This window comes from Pimelobacter simplex (assembly GCF_900114845.1).
In the GTDB taxonomy this organism is placed as follows: domain Bacteria; phylum Actinomycetota; class Actinomycetes; order Propionibacteriales; family Nocardioidaceae; genus Nocardioides; species Nocardioides simplex.
The window spans coordinates 104,824-123,604 of sequence record NZ_FOUK01000004.1; the positions used below are offsets into that span (position 1 = coordinate 104,824).

Sequence of the window (18,781 nt, forward strand, 5' to 3'; positions counted from 1 at the left end):
GCGGCACGGGAGCTGGTGGTGGTCAGCCTCGCAGACCGATGGCCTCGGGCGGCCCGAGCCGGCCGAGCACCGGCTCGGACTCGACCAGGCCCGCGTCGCTGGGCTCCTCGCCGCGGCCGAAGACCTTCTCGTGCTGCTTCGCGCGCCAGGCGAGGTGCGCCTCGGCGGGCTTGGCGTACCCGTAGCGCTCGCGGGCCTGCTCCGGCGTGAGCACCTCCGGGGTCACCGGTGGCACGCCGAGCAGGACCGGCGCGACCACCGGGACCGTGCTGGGCGAGAGCAGCCCGAGGATCCGCAGCTGCACCCGGGTGCTCAGCGCGACGGCGGCGAAGGTCGCGCGCAGCACCGGGCGGGCGACGACGTCCATGATCCGCGGCTGGCGCAGGTCGCCCATCTCGCGCATCCAGTGCGGGAGCGTGGCGATCACGCCGGCCCGGAAGAACCGGCCGACCACCCAGCGGGCCGGGCGCAGCACGGCGGGGACGTCGTCGACGAGCTGGCTGACGTCCATCAGGTGCGCCATCGCGCGGCGGGCGATCGGTGAGCCGGACATGACCGGGCGCATCCGCTCGTAGTAGGCATGCAGCTCGGCGCGCGAGCGCGGGACGTCGTCGGGCGAGCAGGTCTGCAGCTCGGCGGCGCGGGCGCACTCGGCCCAGTACTGCGCCTCGTCGGCCTCGGAGAGCCGGCCCGGGCCGTACCTCTCGTAGGCCTTGAGCACCGAGTGCCAGCCGGTGACGAGGATCCACAGCTGCGAGTCCGGGTCGTTGGCGTCGTACCGGCCGCCGCCGTAGGGCTCGGTGCCGATCGCCTTGCTGTGCACCTTGACCAGGACGTCGGCGGCGCGCGAGGTGGTCCGGCTGTCGCCGAACGCCACGAGAGCGAAGTAGTGGATGGTGCGGTCGTAGCGGGTCTTCGGGCGCCGGTAGATGTCCTGGGTGCGGTCGACCGAGGCCACCAGGTTCGGGTCGAGCTCCTCGACGACGACCGCCCGGCTGAAGCCGATGGTCAGCGACGTGGGATAGCCCCACACCTTCCAGGCCATCGAGCCCGGACCGAAGAAGCCATGGTCCTCGGCGGGCGTGATCGCGCGTCCGCGCTTGCTGGTCCCCATGGGAACCAGAATGCTACACCTGTGTAGTAAATGGAAGACCTTAGGCTGGCGCCATGCCCGAGCAGACCCGCAAGCGCCGGCCGTACGCGCCGCGCGTGCCGATGGCCGAGCGCCGGGAGCAGCTCCTCGACGCGGCGCTGACGATCATCGACCGCGACGGGTACGACGGGGTCTCGATCGACGCGATCGCCCGCGAGGCCGGCGTCACCCGGCCCGTCGTCTACGGCGCGTACGACGGCCTCGGCCCGCTGCTGACCGCTCTCCTCGACCGCCAGCAGGACCGGGCGCTGGGCCAGCTCTTCGCGGCGCTGCCGCTCGGTGCCGACGACGCCGACCCGCTGGCGGTGGTCGAGCGCGCCGTCCCGGCGCTTCACGCGATGGTGCTGGCCGACCCGGTCACCTGGCGGGCGATCCTGGCCTCCCCGGCCGACGTCCCCGACGTGGTGCGCGAGCGGATCGAGGGCGACCGGGAGCGGGTCCGCGGGGTGATCGAGCAGCTCGTCACCGTGGTCCTCGGCGCGCGTGCCGAGCAGCTCGACGCCGAGGTGGTGGCGCACGGGATCCTCGCGCTGCTCGACCACTTCGGAGGCCTGGTCCTCGCCGATCCCGGCCGGTTCACCGCGGAGCGGCTGTCGGCGGCCGCCCGCTCGCTCCTCGCGGCGTGGCTGCCGTGAGCGGCGGCGGCGACGTGCGGGTCCGGCTGGCCGGGCCGGCCGACGGGTACGTCGTGGGCGGGTTGCTGTTCGACTTCAACACCGAGTTCGAGGTGCCGACGCCGAGCGCGGCGGACTTCGGCGACCGGTTCACCGTGCTGCTGGCGCGCGAGGACGTCCTGGTCGTGCTCGCCGAGGACCCTGCCCCCGGCGCGGCCCCCGGCGCGGCCCCCGAGCCGACCGGCTTCGGCTACCTCACCCTGCGCCCCACGCCGTACGGCGACGGGCCGCTGGCGCAGCTCGAGGAGCTCTACGTACGCCCGGACCTGCGCGACCGCGGCATCGGCACCGCGCTGCTCACCCGCGCGGTCGCGGAGGTCGCCGCGCGCGGGGCGATCGAGATGCACATCAACGTCGACGAGGTCGACGTCGACACCCGGCGCTTCTACGAGCGGCACGGCTTCACCAACATCGAGCCCGGCCAGGAGTACCGGATGCTCTGCTACCTGCGGGAGCTGGCATGACGAACCACCCGACCCACCTGCGTGCCGCCGTCCCCGGCGAGGCCGGACTGCTCTCGGCGCTGGCGCTGCGGTCGAAGGGGCACTGGGGCTACGATGCCGACTTCCTCGCCGCCTGCCGCGACGAGCTGACCCTGCGCGACGACGAGCTGGCCGCGCGCCGCACGGTCGTCGCCGAGGTCGACGGGACGGTCGCGGGCTTCGGGACGCTCGAGGGCGACGCGCCCGTCGGCGAGCTCGGGATGCTTTTCGTCGACCCGGACGCGATCGGCCGCGGGGTCGGCCGGGCCCTGCTCGGCCACCTCGTCGAGGCGGCCCGGGCGCTCGGCTTCACGACGCTCACCATCGACGCCGACCCGAACGCGGAGGCGTTCTACGTGGCGGCGGGGGCGGTCCGGGTGCGGGCGGTGCCGTCGGAGTCGATCCCGGGACGGGTCCTGCCGCAGCTCGAGCTCAGCCTCGATCCGGCCCCGCCGGCTCCGCGCTGAACTCCCCCGGGGTCAGCCCGGTGACGGCGCGGAAGTCCCGGGTGAAGTGCGCCTGGTCGGCATACCCGAGGTCGGCCGCGACCCGGGCCAGGTCGACGCTGGCGCCGGCGCGGAGCAGGTCCGCGGCGTCGTGGAGGCGACGGCGCTGGATCAGCCACTTCGGCGAGAGCCCGATCCGGCGGCGCAGCAGGCGCTGCAGGGCGCGCTCGCCGAGGTCGAACTTCGCGCACACCTGCCCGACCCGCTGCACCTCGCGGTCGCCCTCGACGTACTCGACGACGGCGTTGACGAGCCGCCCCTCGTCGTCGGCCGGGAGGAGCGCGGCGAGCGCCTCGGCGACCAGGGCGCAGGCCTCCTGCTGCCGCTCGACGGCGGCCGGCTCGGCGCCGAGCGCGGCACCCACGGCAGCGACCAGGCCGGCTCCGTCGAGGGCGGCGATGTCGGCGAGGTCCCGCCGCTCGTTGGTCAGGGCGACGACGGGACCGCCGGCGAGCGCGAGCCCGGCGGCGGGCTGCATCATGGCGCCGACCACCCAGCCGCGGCCGGCGAGCTCCTGCGTGCTGAGCCCGCTGTGCGGCCCGACCAGCTGGCCGCCGTCCGGGCCGACGACGACCTGGCAGACGGGGTACTGCAGCACCCGCTGCACCGACACCTCGCCGTCGGGCAGCGACCACACCGGCACCCAGAACCGGCGGACGACGTCGGCGAGCGCGGCCGGGGGCGCGTACCGCCGCAGCGACGGGCTGAACCCGCGCGCGTCGCGCAGGTGGGCCGCCTCGGTGAGGTCGAGCGGGCCGTCGGGGGTCCAGCGGGTCATGTGTCGGATTCTTTCAAGACCGGTGTCGGTGGCCCAGGCCATCGTGGGATCCATGACCACCACGACCTCCCCGACCTCCACGCCCGTCACCGAGCTCGTCGCGTTCACCATCGACACCCCCGACGCCGGCGCGCTCGCCCGCTTCTACGCCGACCTCACCGGCGGCGAGGTGACCTTCGAGGACGCGACCTACGGCTACGCCCAGGCCGCGCTGCTCGGCGCGACCTTCAACTTCCAGACGGTCGCCGACTACTCCCGGCCGCAGTGGCCGGGCCAGGAGCACCCCCAGCAGTTCCACCTCGACTTCCGGGTCAGCGACCTCGACAGCGCCCGCGCCCACGCCGAGGGTCTCGGCGCGAGCCTGGCGCCGGGTCAGCCCGGCGAGGGCGGCTGGCTGGTCATGCTCGACCCCGACGGGCATCCGTTCTGCCTGTGCCCGCCGCCGGCCGACGCCGCGACCGACGCCGGCGCCGCGCAGGAAGGCTGACCCACCCCTGGGCTGCGGCCGACGGATTCGCCCGACCCGATGACAACGCGCCCGGCGCGGCGCATGATGGATCGATGCGGACGCGCCGGGTGCAGCCCCTCCCCCGCGCGGGCGGCGCCTACCTCGACGCCCGCGGCGACGGGCGCGCGCTCCGGGTCAGCTGGCACACGGAGGCCGAGGTGGTGGTGCTGTCGCTGTGGCGCGACAACGTGTGCACCGGGACCTTCCAGCTCGCGGTCGAGGACGTCCCCGGGCTGCTCGACGTGCTGAGCCAGGGGTGGCGGGCGGCGTACCCGACCGCGGGCTGAGGTCCGGTGGTCCCGGCGCGGGGATGATCAGCCGTTGATCCGGATCATCTTCTTGTTCACGAACTCCTCCATGCCGAAGCGGCCGAGCTCGCGGCCGAAGCCGGAGCGCTTGATGCCGCCGAAGGGCAGCTCGGCGCCCTCGAGGCCGACGCCGTTGACGAAGACCATGCCGGCGTCGATCCGGTCGGCGACCCGCTCGGCCTGGGCGGCGTCCGTGGTGAAGACGTAGGAGCCGAGGCCGTAGGGGGTGTCGTTGGCGATCCGGACGGCGTCGTCCTCGTCGCTGGCGCGGAACACCATGGCGACGGGACCGAACAGCTCCTGGCGGTACGCCGGGTTGCCGGTCTCGATGCCGGACAGCACGCCCGTCGGGAAGAAGGCGCCCTGCCGCTCGCCCGCGGTGGCGAGCGAGGCGCCGCCGGCGACGGCCTCGTCGACCTGGCGGGCCAGGTTGTCGGCAGCGGTCTGGGACGAGAGCGGCGAGCCCGGCGAGGCGGCGAGGAGCGCGTCGGTGAAGCGGGCGACGAAGTCGTCGTAGAGGTCGTCAACGACGACGAAGCGCTTGCCGGCGTTGCAGGCCTGGCCGGTGTTCTCGAGGCGGGCGGCGACGGCGGCCTCGACGGTGGCGTCGAGGTCGTCGCTGGAGAGCAGGATGAAGGGGTCGGAGCCGCCGAGCTCGAGGACGACCTTCTTGAGGTGGCGCCCGGCGATCTCGGCGACGGCGGCGCCGGCGCGCTCGGAGCCGGTGAGCGAGACGCCCTGGACGCGCGGGTCGGCGATCACGTCGGCGATCTGCTCGTTGGTGGCGTACACGTTGACGTACGCACCCTCGGGGAAGCCGGCGTCGCGGAAGATCTGCTCCTGGATCGCCGCCGACCGCGGGCACTGCGGGGCGTGCTTGAGCACGATGGTGTTGCCGAGGGTCAGGTTCGGGCCGGCGAAGCGGGCGATCTGGTAGACCGGGTAGTTCCACGGCATGATCCCGAGCAGCACGCCGACGGGCGAGCGCCGGATGACCGCGCTGCCGGCGCCGTCGAGCAGGTCGATCGGCTCGTCGGCGAGGAACTTCTCGGCGTTGTCGGCGTAGAAGTCGTAGATCGCGGCCGAGAAGTCGACCTCGCCCTCGGCGTCCGCCGGCGCCTTGCCCATCTCCTCGGTCATCGCCGCCGCCAGCTCGGCCCGGCGCTCCCGGTGCAGCTCGGCGACCCGGCGGATGAGCGCGGCACGCTCGGCCGCGGTCGAGGTCCGGCCCCAGCTGTCGTACGCCGCGCTGGCGGCGTCGACGGCGGCGCCGACCTCGGCGTCGGTGGCGGTCGGGAAGGTCTCCACCAGCTCACCGGTGGCGGGGTTGCGGACGGCGTACTCGGTCATGGGGTGCTCCTTCGGGAAAGGTCTGAGCGGGTGGTGCGGTCGTGCGTCAGCGCGCGGCCTCGACGTCCGAGGACAGCCGCTGGGCCAACCACACCGGGATGATGGAGAACACGATCAGGACCACGGCGACCACGTTGACCACGGGGGCCTGGTTGGGACGGAACATGTTGTTCAGGATCCAGATCGGAAGGGTGGTGGCGCCGTTGCCGGCGGTGAAGGTCGTCACGATGATCTCGTCGAAGCTGAGTGCGAAGGCAAGCATGCCACCCGCCAGCAACGCCGAGCGCAGCTGCGGCAGGGTGACGAGCCGGAAGGTGGTGAGCACCCCCGCGCCGAGGTCGGCCGAGGCCTCCTCGAGGCTGGTCCCCATCCGGCGCAGCCGGGCCTGCACGTTGTTGAACACGGTGACGATGCAGAAGGTCGCGTGCGCCACGACGATCGTCCACAGCGACAGGTCGATGCCGAGGATCCCCTTGAAGCCGTTGTTCAGCGCGATGCCGGTGACCACGCCCGGCAGCGCGATCGGCAGGATCACCAGCAGGTTCACCGAGTGCTTGCCGAAGAACGAGTAGCGCTGCAGGGCCAGCGCGAGCAGGGTCCCGAGGACCAGCGCCAGGGCGGTCGCGATGACGGCCACCTGGAGACTGGTCACCAGCGCGTCGCGGGCACCGGCGCTGTGCGCCGCCCGGCGCCACCACTCGAAGGTGACGCCGTCGGGCGGCCAGGTCATCGACTGGCTCGGGTTGACCGAGTTGACGACCACCACGAGCAGCGGCAGGTAGATCAGCGCCAGGACGCCGAAGGTGAGGCCGGCGAGCAGGCGCCGGGTGGTGCGGCTCAGGGTCATTACATGTTCTCCAGTGCACCGGTACGGCGGATCGCGGTCAGCAGCACGAGCATCACGACGATGGGGATCATCGCGATGGCCGCGGCGAGCGGCAGGTTGTTGGCCGCGCCGGCGTTGATGAAGATCAGGTTGCCGAGCATCTGGCTCGCGCCGCCGACGATGTTGACGGTGATGTAGTCGCCCATGGTCAGCGAGAAGCTGAAGATCGCGCCGGCCACGATGCCGGGCACGAGCAGCGGCAGGACGACGGTGCGCACCACCATCCGGCTCGGGGCGCCGAGGTCGCCGGCCGCCTCGAGCAGCGAGTCGGGGACCCGCTCCAGCGCGGCGAAGATGGGCAGGATGACGTACGGCAGCCAGATGTAGGACTGCGCGATGACCACGGCGGTGAGGCCGTAGCCGGGCGAGCCGAGGTGGCTCCACTCGGCCAGGCCGCCCTCGGAGAGGACGACGCGCCAGGCGAAGACCTTGACCAGGTAGCTCGCCCACAGCGGCGTGAGGACCGCGACGACGAGCATCCGGCGGACCCGCGGCGAGGCGACCTTGGCCATGTAGAAGGCGATCGGCAGCGCGATCGCGACGTCGATGACGGTGACCGCGGCGGCGACGCCCACGGTGCGCAGCGCGACCTTGCGGTAGACCTCGTTGTCGAGGAGCGTGCGGAAGTTGTCGAGCGTCCAGGTGCGGTCGATCTCGCTGCTGAGGCTGTCCACCGACCACAGCGAGGTGACCAGCAGCGCCGCGAGCGCGACGACGTACACGAGGAGCATCCAGGCGAGGGGCGCGGAGAGCAGGAGGCTCAGGCGCAGCCACACCCAGCGGTGCAGCAGCCGGGACCCCGGCCGGGCCACCGGCCCCCGCAGTGCGGGGGCCGGGGCCTGGTCGGGCCGGGCGTCGGCGACGTCGGTGGTGGCCATGATCAGCCCTTGATCTCCGTCCACGCCTGCGTCCACTGGGCGTAGTCCGTGCACTCGACGTCGGTACGGCCGTCGAGGCACTTCTTGATGGGCGTGCGCCAGAACCACAGCTGCTTGGCGTAGTCCTCGTCACCGGCGTGGAACGTCGCGCAGTGCTGCGGGTCGGTGGTCTTCTCGCACGCCTGCGGGCTGTTGGGCGCCTCGCCGAAGTACTCGGTCGCCTGCGCGTTGGCCTCGGGGCTGAGGATGTAGTCCATCCACTTGTAGGCACAGTTGGGGTTCTTCGCCTGCGACGACAGCATCCAGGTGTCGTTCCACGCGGTCGCGCCCTCGGTGGGCAGCGTGACGTCGACGTCCTTGTTCTCGATGCTGTTCTTGATCACCTGCCAGGTGGTGCCGACGACGGAGTTGCCGGTCTCGAAGGCCTGCACCTCCTTGAGGTAGTCCGACCAGTACTCGCCGACGTACTTGCGCTGCTCCTTGAGCAGGGCGGTCGCGGCCGCGAGCTGGTCGGCGTCGAGCGCGTAGGGGTTGGTGATCTTCAGGTCGGGCTGCGTCTTCATCAGGTAGAGCGCGGCGTCGGCGATGTAGATCGGCGAGTCGTACGCCGTCACCTTGCCCTTGTTCTTGGCGAGCTGGTCCTTCTCGAAGACCGCGCCCCACGAGGTCGGCGCCTCGGGGAAGTCCTTCTTGTTGAACATCAGCAGGTTGGCGCCGTAGCCGTGCGGGACGCCGTAGTTCTTGCCGTCCACCGAGTTCCACTCGGTGTCCTTGAGGAAGTCGTAGACGTTCTTGTAGTTGGGCACCAGGTCGGTGTTGATCTGCTGGGCCTCGTCGGAGGCGATCAGCCGCAGCGACAGGTCGCCGGAGGCGGCGATGACGTCGTACTCACCGGACTTGGCGAGGTTGAGCGCCTCGTCGGAGGTGCCGTAGACCTTGCTGGTCACCTGGCAGCCGGTCTCCTTCTCGAAGGCGGAGACCCAGTCGACCTTGGGGTCGTTGCTGCCGTCCTCGACGTAGCCGGGCCAGGCCAGGATCGAGACCTGGCCCTCGGTCTTGCCGAGCTTCTCGACGGCCTCGGTCTTCTTGTCGCTGTCGCTGCTGCCGCAGGCCGACAGCACGGAGACCGACAGCAGGGTCAGGCAGGCCGCGGCCACACGGCCGCGCCGGAGGGTGGATTTCATCGGGTTCTCCGCTTTCTCGTTGGGTTGCTGGAGGGGAGGGAGCTGGAAGCCGGGTCAGGACTCGGCGGCGGTGAGGCGGACGACGTCCGCCCGGGCGAACCGGACGGTCACCCGGTCGCCGCGGGCCTCCTGGCCGGCGGCGGCGCCGGTGGACTGCTCGAGCGCGACGAGCTCGGTGCCGTCGGCGGTGCGCAGGTGCACCCGGTTGCCCGTGCCGAGGTAGATCGTCTCGGTGACGGTCGCGTCGACCCGGACGTCGCCGGGCGCGGCCGGCGCGGTGTCGCGGGCGTCGGTGATGCGCAGCCGCTCCGGGCGGACGGCGTGCTCGTCGGCGACGCCGAGCAGGCGCTGGGAGGTCGCGGCGTCGAGCAGGTTCGTCGTCCCGACGAAGCCGGCGACGTACGCCGAGGCGGGGTTCTCGTAGATCTCGCGCGGGGAGCCGAGCTGCTGGATGCGGCCGGCGTCGAAGACGGCGATCCGGTCGCTGAGCGTGAGCGCCTCCTCCTGGTCGTGGGTGACGAACACGAAGGTGATGCCGAGGTCGCGCTGGAGCTGCTTGAGCTCGACCTGCATCTGCTCGCGGAGCTTGAGGTCGAGCGCGCCGAGCGGCTCGTCGAGCAGGAGCACCCGCGGCTCGAGGACGATCGCCCGGGCGAGCGCGACCCGCTGCCGCTGGCCGCCGGAGAGCTGGCTGGGGCGGCGGTCGCCCAGGTGACCGAGGCGGACCTTGTCGAGCGCCTGCTGGGCCCGCTCGCGGCGCTCCTTCTTGCCCAGCCCGCGCACCCGCAGGCCGTAGCCGACGTTGTCGAGCACGCTCATGTGCGGGAAGAGCGCGTAGTCCTGGAAGACCGTGTGCACGTCGCGCTCGAACGGCGCGCTGCGGGTGACGTCGGTGCCGTCGAGCCGGATGGTGCCGGCGGTGGGCGCCTCGAAGCCCGCGATCATCCGCAGCACCGTGGTCTTGCCCGAGCCCGACGGGCCCAGCATCGAGAAGAACTCGCCGTTGGCGATGTCGATGTCGACGTGGTCGACCGCGGTCACGCTGCCGAACGTCTTGCGCAGGCCGCGGATCGAGATCGCGGGGACCTCGACGGCCTCGGTGGCCGCGACGGGAGCGCTGGTCGAGAGTGACATCACGATGTGCCTTTCGTCTCATCCGGGGTGGATGGTGCGATAACATATGACTTCACAGTTCAAAGCACAAGAGGGTCGGGCAAGATGGACCCCGACCAGCTCGACCTGGGGGACACGACAGGAGGGGAAACGGTGGCCGTGCCGTTCTACGGACGCGCGTCGGCGGCGGTGTTCTCGCCGCTGGAGTCGCTCAGTCGCTCGGAGCTCGTCGTCCGGCGGCTCACCGACGCGATCGCGCTCGGCCTGCTCCCCGACGCCGAGCAGCTGCCCGGCGAGCTCGACCTCGCCGGGATCTTCGGCGTCTCCACGGTCACCGTGCGCGAGGCGCTGTCGGTGCTGCGCTCCGAGGGCCTGATCGAGACCCGCCGCGGGCGCGGCGGCGGCAGCTTCGTGCGCACCCCCGAGGACGGCATCAGCCACCTCGCCCGGCGCCGGCTCGACGGGTTCAGCCTCGGCGAGCTGCGCGACCTCGGCGACGTCTACGCCGCCATCTGCGGCGCCAGCGCGGCCCTCGCCGCCCGCCGCTCCAGCCCCGAGGACGTCGACCGGCTGCGCCGCGTCGCCGACGCCCTCGCCGACGCCGAGAAGCCCGACGCCCGGCGCCGGGCCGACGCGCAGTTCCACATCGAGGTGGCCGCCGCCGCCCAGTCCCCCCGGCTCTACCACGAGGAGGTCAGCCTCCAGGCGGAGTTCGGCACCCTCCTCTGGCTGGCCTTCGGGGACGACGACAGCCACGCCCAGATGGTCCGCAGCTGCCGGGCCGTCGTCGCCGCGATCGCCGACCGGGATCCCCATGCCGCCCGCGAGGCGGCCGAGCAGCGGGTGGCCGACTCCACCGCCCGCCTCATCGACTACCAGCTGAGCGAGGCTGCCTCATGACCGCACCGACCCTGACCGACGTCGCCCGCGCGCGCGACGCCGTCACCGAGCTCGCCGCGCACGCCCTCGGGCTCGCCGACCGGATCGCCGACGCCGTCGGCCGCTCCCTCGCCACCCGGCCGGCCCCGCGCCGGGCCGACCTCGAGGCGGTCGAGCCGCTCGTCGTCCCGGTCCTCGCCGACGCCGCCCAGCCCGTCCAGGGCGCCGGCTTCGTCGCCGCCCCGGCCCTGCTCCGCGACGCCGAGTGGTGGCTCGAGTGGTTCGCCCGCGACCCCGACGGCCGCCCGCAGCGGCTCGTCACCCACTCGGAGCCGCAGGCGATCGGGTTCTACGACTACGAGCACCTGCCCTGGTACGTCGTCCCCCGCGACACGGGCGCGCGCCACGTCACCGGCCCGTACGTCGACTACCTCTGCACCGAGGAGTACACGCTGACCTTCACCACGCCGGTGCTGGTCGCCGGTCGCTTCTGCGGCGTCGCCGGCGCGGACATCGCGGTCAAGAACGCCGAGCAGGCGCTGCTCCCCGCGCTGCGCGCCTCCGCGGCCCGGATCGCGGTGGTCAACAGCTTCGGCCGGATCCTGTCGAGCAACAGCGGCCGGCACCTGTGCGGCGACCTGCTCGAGGGCGTCGACCTCGCCGCGCTGCCCGCCGACCAGCGGATCGGCGACCTGCCGCTCGCCGTGGTGGCGCTCGACGACCGAGGCCGCTACGCCGAGGCGCGGCGGTAGGTCACGTGGGTGACGTGCGGCGTGCCACGCACCGCGACCGGCACCAGCGGGGTCGCGGGGACGCCGGCGAACAGGCGTGAGCCGGCGTCGAGGCCGGAGACGAAGGGCGCGACGTGCACCCGCAGCTCGTCGACCTGCCCGGCGGCCAGGTAGGCGTTGAGGGTGCCGGCGCCACCCGCGATGGAGACGTTGCGCTCCCCGGCGGCCGCCCGGGCGCGCTCGAGCGCCGCCTCCGGACCGTCGGTGACGAAGTGGAAGGTGGTGCCGCCGTCCATCTCGAGCGGCGGGCGCTCGTGGTGGGTGAGCACGAACACCGGCGCCCGGTACGGCGGCTCCTCGCCCCACCAGCCCCGCCAGTCGAGGTCCCAGGGCCCGCGGCCGGGGCTGAACATGTTGCGCCCCATGACGAACGCGCCGGCGTCGAGGATCGCGGCGACCTCGGCGGCGTTGTCGTCGCCGTGGTCGAACATCCAGGCGTGCAGCCGGTCCTGGTCGATCGAGCCGAACGGGTGGGCGAGGGACTGGTCCGCGGCGGCGCCGAAGCCGTCGGCGGAGACGCTGATGTCCGCGGTGACGATGCTCATGCGGGGATCGACCGGCGCCCGCCCCCGAACTCATCGCAAACGAGTGGGAGCGCGGGGCACCCCCGTGGGAGGATCGTCCCCGTGCTGGGCATCACCGACCTCTCGACGTACCTCGTCGGCCTGATCCTCATCATCCTGCTGCCCGGACCGAACTCGATCTACGTGCTCTCGGTGGCCGCGCGGCGGGGGGTCCGCGACGGCTACGCCGCCGCGGCCGGGGTGTGGACGGGCGACGCGGTGCTGATGACGCTGTCCGCGGCGGGCGTCGCCTCGCTGCTCCAGGCCAACGACCTGGCCTTCTCGATAGTGAAGTTCGCGGGCGCGACCTACCTCGGCTGGCTGGCCTTCACGATGCTGCGCGGTGCCCTCGCGACCTGGCGCTCCCGGCGCACGGTCGCCGAGGTCGCGGCCGACGCCGCCGACGCGGCGGCCCCGGCGACGCCGGGCGAGCGGCCCTACCGCCGGGCCCTGGTGATCAGCCTGCTCAACCCGAAGGCGATCTTGTTCTTCGTCGCCTTCTTCGTGCAGTTCGTCGACCCGTCCTACGCCCACCCGGCGCTGTCGTTCGTCGTCCTCGGCACGCTGGCCCAGGTCGCGAGCGTCGCCTACCTGAGCGCGCTGATCTTCTTCGGGACCCGCCTCGCCGCCGCGTTCCGGCGGCGCAAGGCGCTCTCGGCGGGCGCGACGTCCGCCGTGGGTGCGGTGTTCCTGGGGTTCGCGGTCAAGCTCTCCCTCGCCCACGGCTGAGGTCCCACCGGTCGTACGGTCGGGATCACCAGGTGACGGCGTCGCACGCGGCCGAGCGGTGCCCCTCGATCTGCAGCGTGGCGTGCTCGATCTGGAAGCGCTCGCGCAGCAGCACCTGCCCCTCGCGCAGCACCCCCGCGCCGTCGACGCCGTCGAGCAGGACCAGGTGGGCGGTGGCGACGTTCATGCCGGAGGTCAGCGTCCAGGCGTGCAGGTCGTGGACGTCGCGGACCCCGTCGAGGCCGCCGAGCGCGCCGGTCACCTCGTCGATGTCGAGGCCGGCCGGGACGTGCTGGCCGAGGACGGCGAGCACCTCGCGGCCGAGCATGACCGCCCGCACCGCGACGAAGGCGCCGATGGCGAAGGCGACCACGGTGTCCCAGATGCTGCTGCCGGTGGCGAGGATCAGCCCGCCGGCCACCATGACGCCGACGCTGCCGGCGGTGTCGGCGATGACCTCGAAGTAGGCGCCCTTGACGTTGAGGGAGTCCTGCGCGCCGCTGCGCAGCAGCAGGAGCGCGATGACGTTGACGACCAGGCCGAGGAAGCCGACGACGAGCATCGGGCCGGTCGCGACGTCGGGCTCGGCACCGATCCGGCCGATCGCCTCGACCACGACGTAGGCGGCGACGCCGAGCATCATCAGCACGGCGAGGCCGGAGGCGAAGACCTCGGCCCGGTAGGAGCCGTAGGTACGGCGTCCGCTGCTGTCGGCCCGGGTCGCGATCTTGGTCGCGACGAGCGCCGCGCCGAGCGCGACGACGTCGGCGGCCATGTGCCCGGCGTCCGAGATGAGCGCCAGCGAGCCGCTGATGATGCCGACGACGAGCTCGACGACGAAGAACGTCGCGATCAGGCCGAAGGAGACCCCCAGCCGCCAGCGGTGCCGCGCCCCCGCGTGGCCGCTCGCGGCGGCGGGCTGGTGGCCGTGCCCGTGTCCGACACCCATGATCAGGCCGCCCCGCAGGGACCGCTGGTGACGTCGAGCAGCCGGACGGTCGCGGCCAGGACGGCGTGGGTCAGCTCGGGCTGGGCCAGCGAGATCATCGAGGCGCGGCCGCTCGGCCGGGAGACGACCAGGCCGCAGTCGCGCAGGCACGCGAGGTGCTTGGAGACGGTGGACTGCGCGAGGCCGAGGTGCGCGGTCAGGTCGACGACGCGGTGCTCGCCGAGCGCGAGGTGCTCGAGGATGGCCAGCCGGTTGGGGTCGCTGAGCGCGTGGAGCAGGCCCGCCACCGCGGAGAGCGCGTCGACCTCGGTGGGGACGCCGGTCACCTCCGCGACGTCCGGGGCGGTGCCGCCCTGCTGATTCATCGCCATATGACGATGTAATCACCGAACGGCGAACGGTGTCAACCGCGCCTCGGCCGCGGTCCTATGCTCGGGCACGTGATGATGCGACCGGCCGAGCTCGAGGGTGTCCGTGCGGGAACGGTCGATCTCGCCTTCCGCCGCTGGGACCGGCCGCGGGTCAAGGTCGGCAGCCGGCTGCGCACCGCCGTCGGCGTGATCGAGGTGGTCAGCGTCGAGGAGGTCGCCCTCTCCCGGCTCCGCGCGGACGACGCCCGCCGGGCCGGCGCCGCCTCGCTCGCCGCGCTCAAGGCGGCACTCTCCGCGCAGCCCGACCGGGCGGACCGTCCGGTCTTCCGCGTCGGCCTCACGTACGGCGGCGCCGACCCGCGCGAGGCACTGCGCGCGACGGTCCCCGACGCCGCCGAGATCCGCACGATCCTGACGGGGCTCGACCGGCTCGACACGGCGTCCCCGATCGGTCCGTGGACCCGGACCACGCTGCGGATCATCGACCGCAACCCCGAGGTCCGCGCCCCCGACCTCGCCGCCGAGCTCGGCCGCGAGACGCCGGACTTCAAGAAGGACGTGCGCAAGCTCAAGGAGCGCGGGCTCACCGAGTCCCTCGCCATCGGCTACCGCCTCTCGCCGCGCGGCGAGGCCGTCCTCGACAGCGAGGACGGTCCGCGCGAGCGCGCCCCCCGCCGTACCGGGACGCCGCTGCCGCGGACCATCGGCGCGCCCGCCACTCGGGCACTGCGAGCGGTCGACGTCCACACGCTCGAGGCGGTCAGCGGCTGGCGCCGCGCCGACCTCGCCGCGCTCCACGGCGTCGGCCCGATCGCGCTCGACCGGCTCGAGGCGGCGATGGCCGCGATCGGCCTGGGCTATGCGCCGTGACCTGACCCTGGCCCGGCGGGTGCTCGTCACGCTCGCGGCGCTGGCCGGCCTCTTCGCGATGCACGGCATGGCCGACCACGGGGTCGCCTCCGTAGCCGTAGCCGTGCCCGTGCCCGCACCCCTGGCGGCGACCGGCGCCCACCACGACACACCCACCGGCGAGCACGGCGGCCAGCACGGCGACGGGCACGGCGGGGGCGGGACGAGCGGTCACGGCATGGCCGAGCTCTGCCTGGCGCTGCTCGTCCTCGCCGCGGCCGGGCTCGCCGCCGGCCTGCTCGCCCGCGGCCGCCCGCTGCTCCGGCTGCTGCTCCGCCGGCTCCCTCCGCGCGGGCAGGTCGTCGTCGCCCGGGCCGCCCGCTTCCGCGATCCACCCGATCTCCTCCGGCTGTCGGTGCAGCGCTGCTGAGAGGGGCCCCGCCCCACCAGCAACGCACCACCCACCGACACCAGGAGAAGCAATGCACCGCACCACCCTCCGCCGGCTGGCCTCCGCCACCGGCGCGATCACCCTCGCCCTCAGCCTCGCCGCCTGCGGCGACGACGGCGGCGACGGCGACGCGAAGCAGCGGCCCACCGCCGTCGAGACCGCCCGCAACGGCGACGTCTTCAACCAGGCCGACGTCGACTTCGCGACGGCGATGATCCCGCACCACGCGCAGGCGCTGCAGATGGCGCTGCTCGCGCAGGACCGCCCCCTCCCGCCGGAGGTCCGCACGCTCGTCGACCAGGTCCAGGCCGCGCAGACCCCCGAGGTCGAGACCATGACGACCTGGCTGACCGACTGGGACCAGGACATCCCCGCCACGTCGATGGACCACGCCAACGCGGGCCACGACATGGGCGACACGGGCGAGATGGAGGGGATGGAGGGGATGATGTCCGGCACCGCGATGGCCGAGCTCGAGGACGCCTCCGACGAGGCGTTCCCGAAGCTCTGGATGACGATGATGATCGAGCACCACGAGGGCGCGATCACCATGGCGCGCACCGAGCAGGAGGACGGCCGGTTCCCCGACGCCGTCGCGCTCGCCCGCGCCATCGTCGACGGCCAGGCCGCTGAGATCGCCACGATGAAGGCCCTGCTGGGGCAGCAGTAGCCGGACCCCGGTCGGGCCCGGTCGTCCTGGCGGCGGCCGGCCCGACCGGCAGACGGGGCCGAGGACTCCTCGAGACGCGCACCTCCCCACGGCGTGGGCTAGTGACGTCAGGGCGGACGAAGACCAAGGAGACCGACGTGGAGTCTTCTGCAGTCACAGACTCATTGACTTCTCGGCCGGGAGAATGTTAAGAAGATCTGGCTTCTCGGGACGGACCTTCTTGCTTCGTCGACCGACATCGGCCTCGGGGTCGAGCGGGGATGCCGCGAGTGGCGCGCCTCTGGCGAGACGATCGTTGGTCACGACGCTCAGAGATAGTCGAGCGCCTCATTCATGTCGCTTCACCGTCCTTTCTCATTGCGGAGAGGAGGTAGAACCATGCCGAAGGCCACTACGCAGGCCGAGGACGTTGCCAAGCTCGGGCTGAAGGAGATCGAGAGCTACGGCCTCGCCGATCTTCAGTGCGACATCAGCATGCCCGTCTTCGACGAAGTCGGCGCCGGTGACGGAATTCAGGCTCAGTGCTGAATCCTGCGTGGGAGCCGGGCGTCATGCCCGGTTCCCACGCGTGGCCCGCTCCGCGGCTAGGAGGAACCATGCGGAATCCGCAGATGTCCGGCGCCAGCGTCCAGCTCGCTCCGAACCACGTGCTCGCCATGACAGCCGATCCATCCGGCCGCTTCCGTGTGCGCCGCACGACTGAGCGATGGGATGCATTGCTCTCGAACGAACAAGCGGCGCTGGCCGCACTCGCCGTGAAGCCTTCGACGATCGGCGACCTCGTCCATGAAGCGGAGCGGGAGCTCGGCCTGCCAGCGAGCGTCACCACTCCTCTGGTCATGGAGCTGCTCAAGGCCGGGATCCTCATCTCCAGAGCAGACGACGTCGTCCGCTTCGGTTGGCGACATGCCTCCCGCTACCACAGCATCACCTTCGACTATCCCTTTCACTACTACGGCACCCCGAGCGGCGGGTACCGCGAGGACGTCCGCCGCATGAACGCCAAGGCAGCGGTCGAGCCTGACGACGACCGGGAGAAGCTGACCGTAGGTCCGATCACTCGGCTCCCCGCCCCCCGGCAGGCAGCAGCTCTGCTCCAAGAGCGTCCGCTGACGGAGAACTTCGGAGATCGGCTGTCAGCCGCACTCAGCCTGGCCTTCGGCGCGGTCGGATGGGCTCAGCCCGCGTGGACAGGGGCACCGACGATGAGACGCACCAGTCCTTCGGGTGGCGCTCGCCACCCGTCCGAGTGCTATCTCCTGGCCCGGTCCGTCGACGGACTGTCGCCGGGATGGCACCACCTGCATCCGCGTACTCCAGCGCTGTGTCAGCTGAACTCCACGGCCGACGACGAAGAGCAGCTGGCCGTCGACTACCCGGGCAGCTTCGGAAGAGCAGATTTCGAGGTGGCCGCTCTCGTCGTCATCACCACCGTGTTCCGCCGCAACATGTACCGCTATCGCGAACCTCGGACCTTCCGGACAGTTCACATGGACGTCGGGCACCTTGCCGCCACCTTCATGGCCCTCTGCTCGGTTGCCCGGATCGAAACCTGCGCTCACGACGCCACCTCACCCGCTGCCACCGAGAGCGCCTTGGGGCTCGATTGGCTCGACGAGGGCGCCCAGTACGTCATCGCCGTGGGCGAGAGAGGCGACCGATGATCACCGCGGCAGCCCACCAGCAGTCGGATCTCGGTCTCGCCGAGTTGCAGGCGGGCGACAGCAGCGCTGCCGAGATCGACACCCTGTTCCCCCCGCGCCAGCTCACCATCGACCGGATCGAGGCCGCGAGGTCATTCCTCGACCCCACCACCCGATCGGTGATCCGACGTGGACTCGAGCAGATCGGCACATCCCCCGACGTTCCCGCCCGCGCCGCGAGCTGGATCGAGAACGGATGGGAGGAGTCACTTCGCTACTACGCGTGGAGTCGGTGCGTGACCTACGCCGACGGGGCAGACCCGACCGGGGAGAAGCGGCGGCGCACAGTGGCGCAGTATCGTGAAACATCGGAGCCGCCTGATGTACCAGCGCTTCCAAGTGAACATGCCTACCGACTGCCGAGCCCGATCGAACCGGCCGCGGCAGAGATCGTCGAGGGTCTTCTCACCCGTCGATCCATCCGGCATTTCAAGGGCACGATCTCGACCGAGCACCTGAGCACCATCTTGACCGGTGGGTGGAGAAGCGCGGGTTTCGCCGCCGGCCCTGAGGTCGCGTCGAGTCTCGACTACTTCCGAGGCGCCCCCGGCGTCTACTCCGTGGCTCTGTGGATCTGGGGCATTGATGACGTCGAGCCGGGCGTCTACCTGTGGACGCGCGGCTCGAGCGGCGGCGACCACCTCACCCGGATACGCCGAGGCGCGTCCGGCACCGAGGTCTCCGAGATCCTCCAGGGCCTTCAGGCACCACGCAGTGCCTCGGCGACGGCATTCCTGCTGGGCGATCTGGAGCGCTACAGCTGGATCTATCGCCACGAGCACGCGCTTCGCAGCATGTACATCGCGAGCGGCCGCTGGGCGCAGGGAGCCACGATGGCGGCGGCTGCGCTGCGACTCGGCAGCGTCGTCACCCCCGCAACCACGGACTCCGTTGTGTTGGACGAGCTCCACCTCGGGCGCCAACGATTCGCCCCGCTCCACACCATCACCTTCGGGCGCCCGTCGTCCTCGGTCGGACGTGCCTGATGCGGGCCACGACGCGCATG

The 18,781-nt window shown here is 72.2% G+C and carries 24 protein-coding genes; 14 read left to right on the top strand and 10 right to left on the bottom strand.

Annotation, left to right across the window (positions count from 1 at the left end; genetic code table 11):
• Window positions 1–22 precede the first annotated feature (22 nt).
• Window positions 23–1,114, bottom strand: a complete 1,092-nt coding sequence (locus BM223_RS17265; protein ID WP_038682720.1) for an oxygenase MpaB family protein — start codon at window positions 1,112–1,114, stop codon at window positions 23–25.
• 53 nt (window positions 1,115–1,167) lie between these two features.
• Between BM223_RS17265 and BM223_RS17270 the strand changes: the two genes are divergently transcribed.
• The 3 genes from BM223_RS17270 to BM223_RS17280 are packed head-to-tail and all read left to right on the top strand — an operon-like array spanning window position 1,168 to window position 2,776.
• Entirely contained in the window at window positions 1,168–1,788 is a 621-nt protein-coding gene (locus BM223_RS17270) for a TetR/AcrR family transcriptional regulator (protein WP_038682722.1), read from the top strand.
• A 14-nt stretch (window positions 1,789–1,802) separates the two neighbouring features.
• Complete coding sequence (locus tag BM223_RS17275; protein ID WP_371861525.1) at window positions 1,803–2,291, top strand: GNAT family N-acetyltransferase; 489 nt, start codon at window positions 1,803–1,805, stop codon at window positions 2,289–2,291.
• Entirely contained in the window at window positions 2,288–2,776 is a 489-nt protein-coding gene (locus BM223_RS17280) for a GNAT family N-acetyltransferase (protein ID WP_038682725.1), read from the top strand. Before BM223_RS17275 ends, BM223_RS17280 begins: the two co-directional genes overlap by 4 nt.
• Here BM223_RS17280 and BM223_RS17285 read toward each other — a convergent pair.
• On the bottom strand, window positions 2,742–3,593 hold the full coding sequence (locus tag BM223_RS17285; protein ID WP_038682728.1) for a helix-turn-helix domain-containing protein: 852 nt from the start codon (window positions 3,591–3,593) through the stop codon (window positions 2,742–2,744). The two genes, BM223_RS17280 and BM223_RS17285, sit on opposite strands and share 35 nt — an antisense overlap.
• Window positions 3,594–3,645: 52 nt before the next feature.
• Here BM223_RS17285 and BM223_RS17290 point away from each other — a divergent pair, with 52 nt between their 5' ends.
• Both BM223_RS17290 and BM223_RS17295 read left to right on the top strand, forming a co-directional pair.
• Window positions 3,646–4,080: a VOC family protein gene (locus BM223_RS17290; RefSeq protein ID WP_052139481.1), complete on the top strand. Its 435-nt coding sequence runs from the start codon at window positions 3,646–3,648 to the stop codon at window positions 4,078–4,080.
• Between the two features lie 74 nt (window positions 4,081–4,154).
• Window positions 4,155–4,388 (top strand): hypothetical protein, encoded by a 234-nt coding sequence (locus BM223_RS17295; protein ID WP_052139165.1) that lies wholly within the window; start codon window positions 4,155–4,157, stop codon window positions 4,386–4,388.
• Window positions 4,389–4,415: 27 nt separating this feature from the next.
• On the opposite strand, the gene BM223_RS17300 is transcribed toward BM223_RS17295, so the two are convergent.
• Genes BM223_RS17300 through BM223_RS17320 form a run of 5 tightly spaced genes read right to left on the bottom strand, consistent with a single transcriptional unit; the run spans window position 4,416 to window position 9,841 of the window.
• Window positions 4,416–5,759, bottom strand: a complete 1,344-nt coding sequence (locus tag BM223_RS17300; protein WP_038682730.1) for an NAD-dependent succinate-semialdehyde dehydrogenase — start codon at window positions 5,757–5,759, stop codon at window positions 4,416–4,418.
• A gap of 46 nt (window positions 5,760–5,805) precedes the next feature.
• Complete coding sequence (locus BM223_RS17305) at window positions 5,806–6,606, bottom strand: ABC transporter permease (protein WP_038682732.1); 801 nt, start codon at window positions 6,604–6,606, stop codon at window positions 5,806–5,808.
• On the bottom strand, window positions 6,606–7,523 hold the full coding sequence (locus BM223_RS17310; protein WP_082003860.1) for an ABC transporter permease: 918 nt from the start codon (window positions 7,521–7,523) through the stop codon (window positions 6,606–6,608). Before BM223_RS17310 ends, BM223_RS17305 begins: the two co-directional genes overlap by 1 nt.
• 2 nt (window positions 7,524–7,525) lie before the next feature.
• Window positions 7,526–8,707, bottom strand: coding sequence for an extracellular solute-binding protein (locus BM223_RS17315; RefSeq protein ID WP_038682734.1), 1,182 nt, complete (start codon window positions 8,705–8,707; stop codon window positions 7,526–7,528).
• Window positions 8,708–8,761: 54 nt separating this feature from the next.
• Entirely contained in the window at window positions 8,762–9,841 is a 1,080-nt protein-coding gene (locus tag BM223_RS17320; protein ID WP_052139166.1) for an ABC transporter ATP-binding protein, read from the bottom strand.
• An 84-nt stretch (window positions 9,842–9,925) separates the two neighbouring features.
• Here BM223_RS17320 and BM223_RS17325 point away from each other — a divergent pair, with 84 nt between their 5' ends.
• The gene (locus BM223_RS17325; protein WP_082003861.1) at window positions 9,926–10,720 is read left to right on the top strand and encodes a FadR/GntR family transcriptional regulator; all 795 of its coding nucleotides are present in this window, start codon (window positions 9,926–9,928) and stop codon (window positions 10,718–10,720) included.
• Complete coding sequence (locus tag BM223_RS17330) at window positions 10,717–11,451, top strand: cache domain-containing protein (protein ID WP_052139167.1); 735 nt, start codon at window positions 10,717–10,719, stop codon at window positions 11,449–11,451. The genes BM223_RS17325 and BM223_RS17330 overlap by 4 nt, the downstream gene beginning before the upstream one ends.
• On the opposite strand, the gene BM223_RS17335 is transcribed toward BM223_RS17330, so the two are convergent.
• Complete coding sequence (locus BM223_RS17335; protein WP_038682735.1) at window positions 11,430–12,035, bottom strand: dihydrofolate reductase family protein; 606 nt, start codon at window positions 12,033–12,035, stop codon at window positions 11,430–11,432. The two genes, BM223_RS17330 and BM223_RS17335, sit on opposite strands and share 22 nt — an antisense overlap.
• Before the next feature lie 81 nt (window positions 12,036–12,116).
• Here BM223_RS17335 and leuE point away from each other — a divergent pair, with 81 nt between their 5' ends.
• Window positions 12,117–12,782, top strand: a complete 666-nt coding sequence (gene leuE / locus BM223_RS17340) for a leucine efflux protein LeuE (protein WP_038682737.1) — start codon at window positions 12,117–12,119, stop codon at window positions 12,780–12,782.
• A 25-nt stretch (window positions 12,783–12,807) separates the two neighbouring features.
• Here leuE and BM223_RS17345 read toward each other — a convergent pair whose 3' ends face one another.
• Together BM223_RS17345 and BM223_RS17350 are read right to left on the bottom strand one after the other, a co-directional pair.
• Window positions 12,808–13,731, bottom strand: a complete 924-nt coding sequence (locus BM223_RS17345; protein ID WP_038682740.1) for a cation diffusion facilitator family transporter — start codon at window positions 13,729–13,731, stop codon at window positions 12,808–12,810.
• A 2-nt stretch (window positions 13,732–13,733) separates the two neighbouring features.
• The gene (locus BM223_RS17350; protein WP_082003862.1) at window positions 13,734–14,102 is read right to left on the bottom strand and encodes an ArsR/SmtB family transcription factor; all 369 of its coding nucleotides are present in this window, start codon (window positions 14,100–14,102) and stop codon (window positions 13,734–13,736) included.
• Window positions 14,103–14,171: 69 nt separating this feature from the next.
• On the opposite strand from BM223_RS17350, the gene BM223_RS17355 reads away from it, so the two are divergent.
• The 6 genes from BM223_RS17355 to BM223_RS17375 all read left to right on the top strand — a co-directional run bounded on the left by BM223_RS17355 (window position 14,172) and on the right by BM223_RS17375 (window position 18,761).
• Window positions 14,172–14,972, top strand: a complete 801-nt coding sequence (locus BM223_RS17355; RefSeq protein WP_038685635.1) for a helix-hairpin-helix domain-containing protein — start codon at window positions 14,172–14,174, stop codon at window positions 14,970–14,972.
• The gene (locus tag BM223_RS17360; RefSeq protein ID WP_038682742.1) at window positions 14,962–15,381 is read left to right on the top strand and encodes a DUF6153 family protein; all 420 of its coding nucleotides are present in this window, start codon (window positions 14,962–14,964) and stop codon (window positions 15,379–15,381) included. The genes BM223_RS17355 and BM223_RS17360 overlap by 11 nt, the downstream gene beginning before the upstream one ends.
• A 52-nt stretch (window positions 15,382–15,433) precedes the next feature.
• A complete protein-coding gene (locus tag BM223_RS17365; RefSeq protein ID WP_038682744.1) occupies window positions 15,434–16,072 on the top strand; it encodes a DUF305 domain-containing protein in 639 nt (212 codons plus the stop codon).
• A gap of 378 nt (window positions 16,073–16,450) precedes the next feature.
• Window positions 16,451–16,600 (top strand): hypothetical protein, encoded by a 150-nt coding sequence (locus BM223_RS29100; protein ID WP_158510241.1) that lies wholly within the window; start codon window positions 16,451–16,453, stop codon window positions 16,598–16,600.
• A gap of 68 nt (window positions 16,601–16,668) precedes the next feature.
• On the top strand, window positions 16,669–17,736 hold the full coding sequence (locus BM223_RS17370; RefSeq protein WP_158510242.1) for a SagB/ThcOx family dehydrogenase: 1,068 nt from the start codon (window positions 16,669–16,671) through the stop codon (window positions 17,734–17,736).
• On the top strand, window positions 17,733–18,761 hold the full coding sequence (locus tag BM223_RS17375; protein WP_038682746.1) for a nitroreductase family protein: 1,029 nt from the start codon (window positions 17,733–17,735) through the stop codon (window positions 18,759–18,761). Before BM223_RS17370 ends, BM223_RS17375 begins: the two co-directional genes overlap by 4 nt.
• Window positions 18,762–18,781 lie beyond the last annotated feature (20 nt).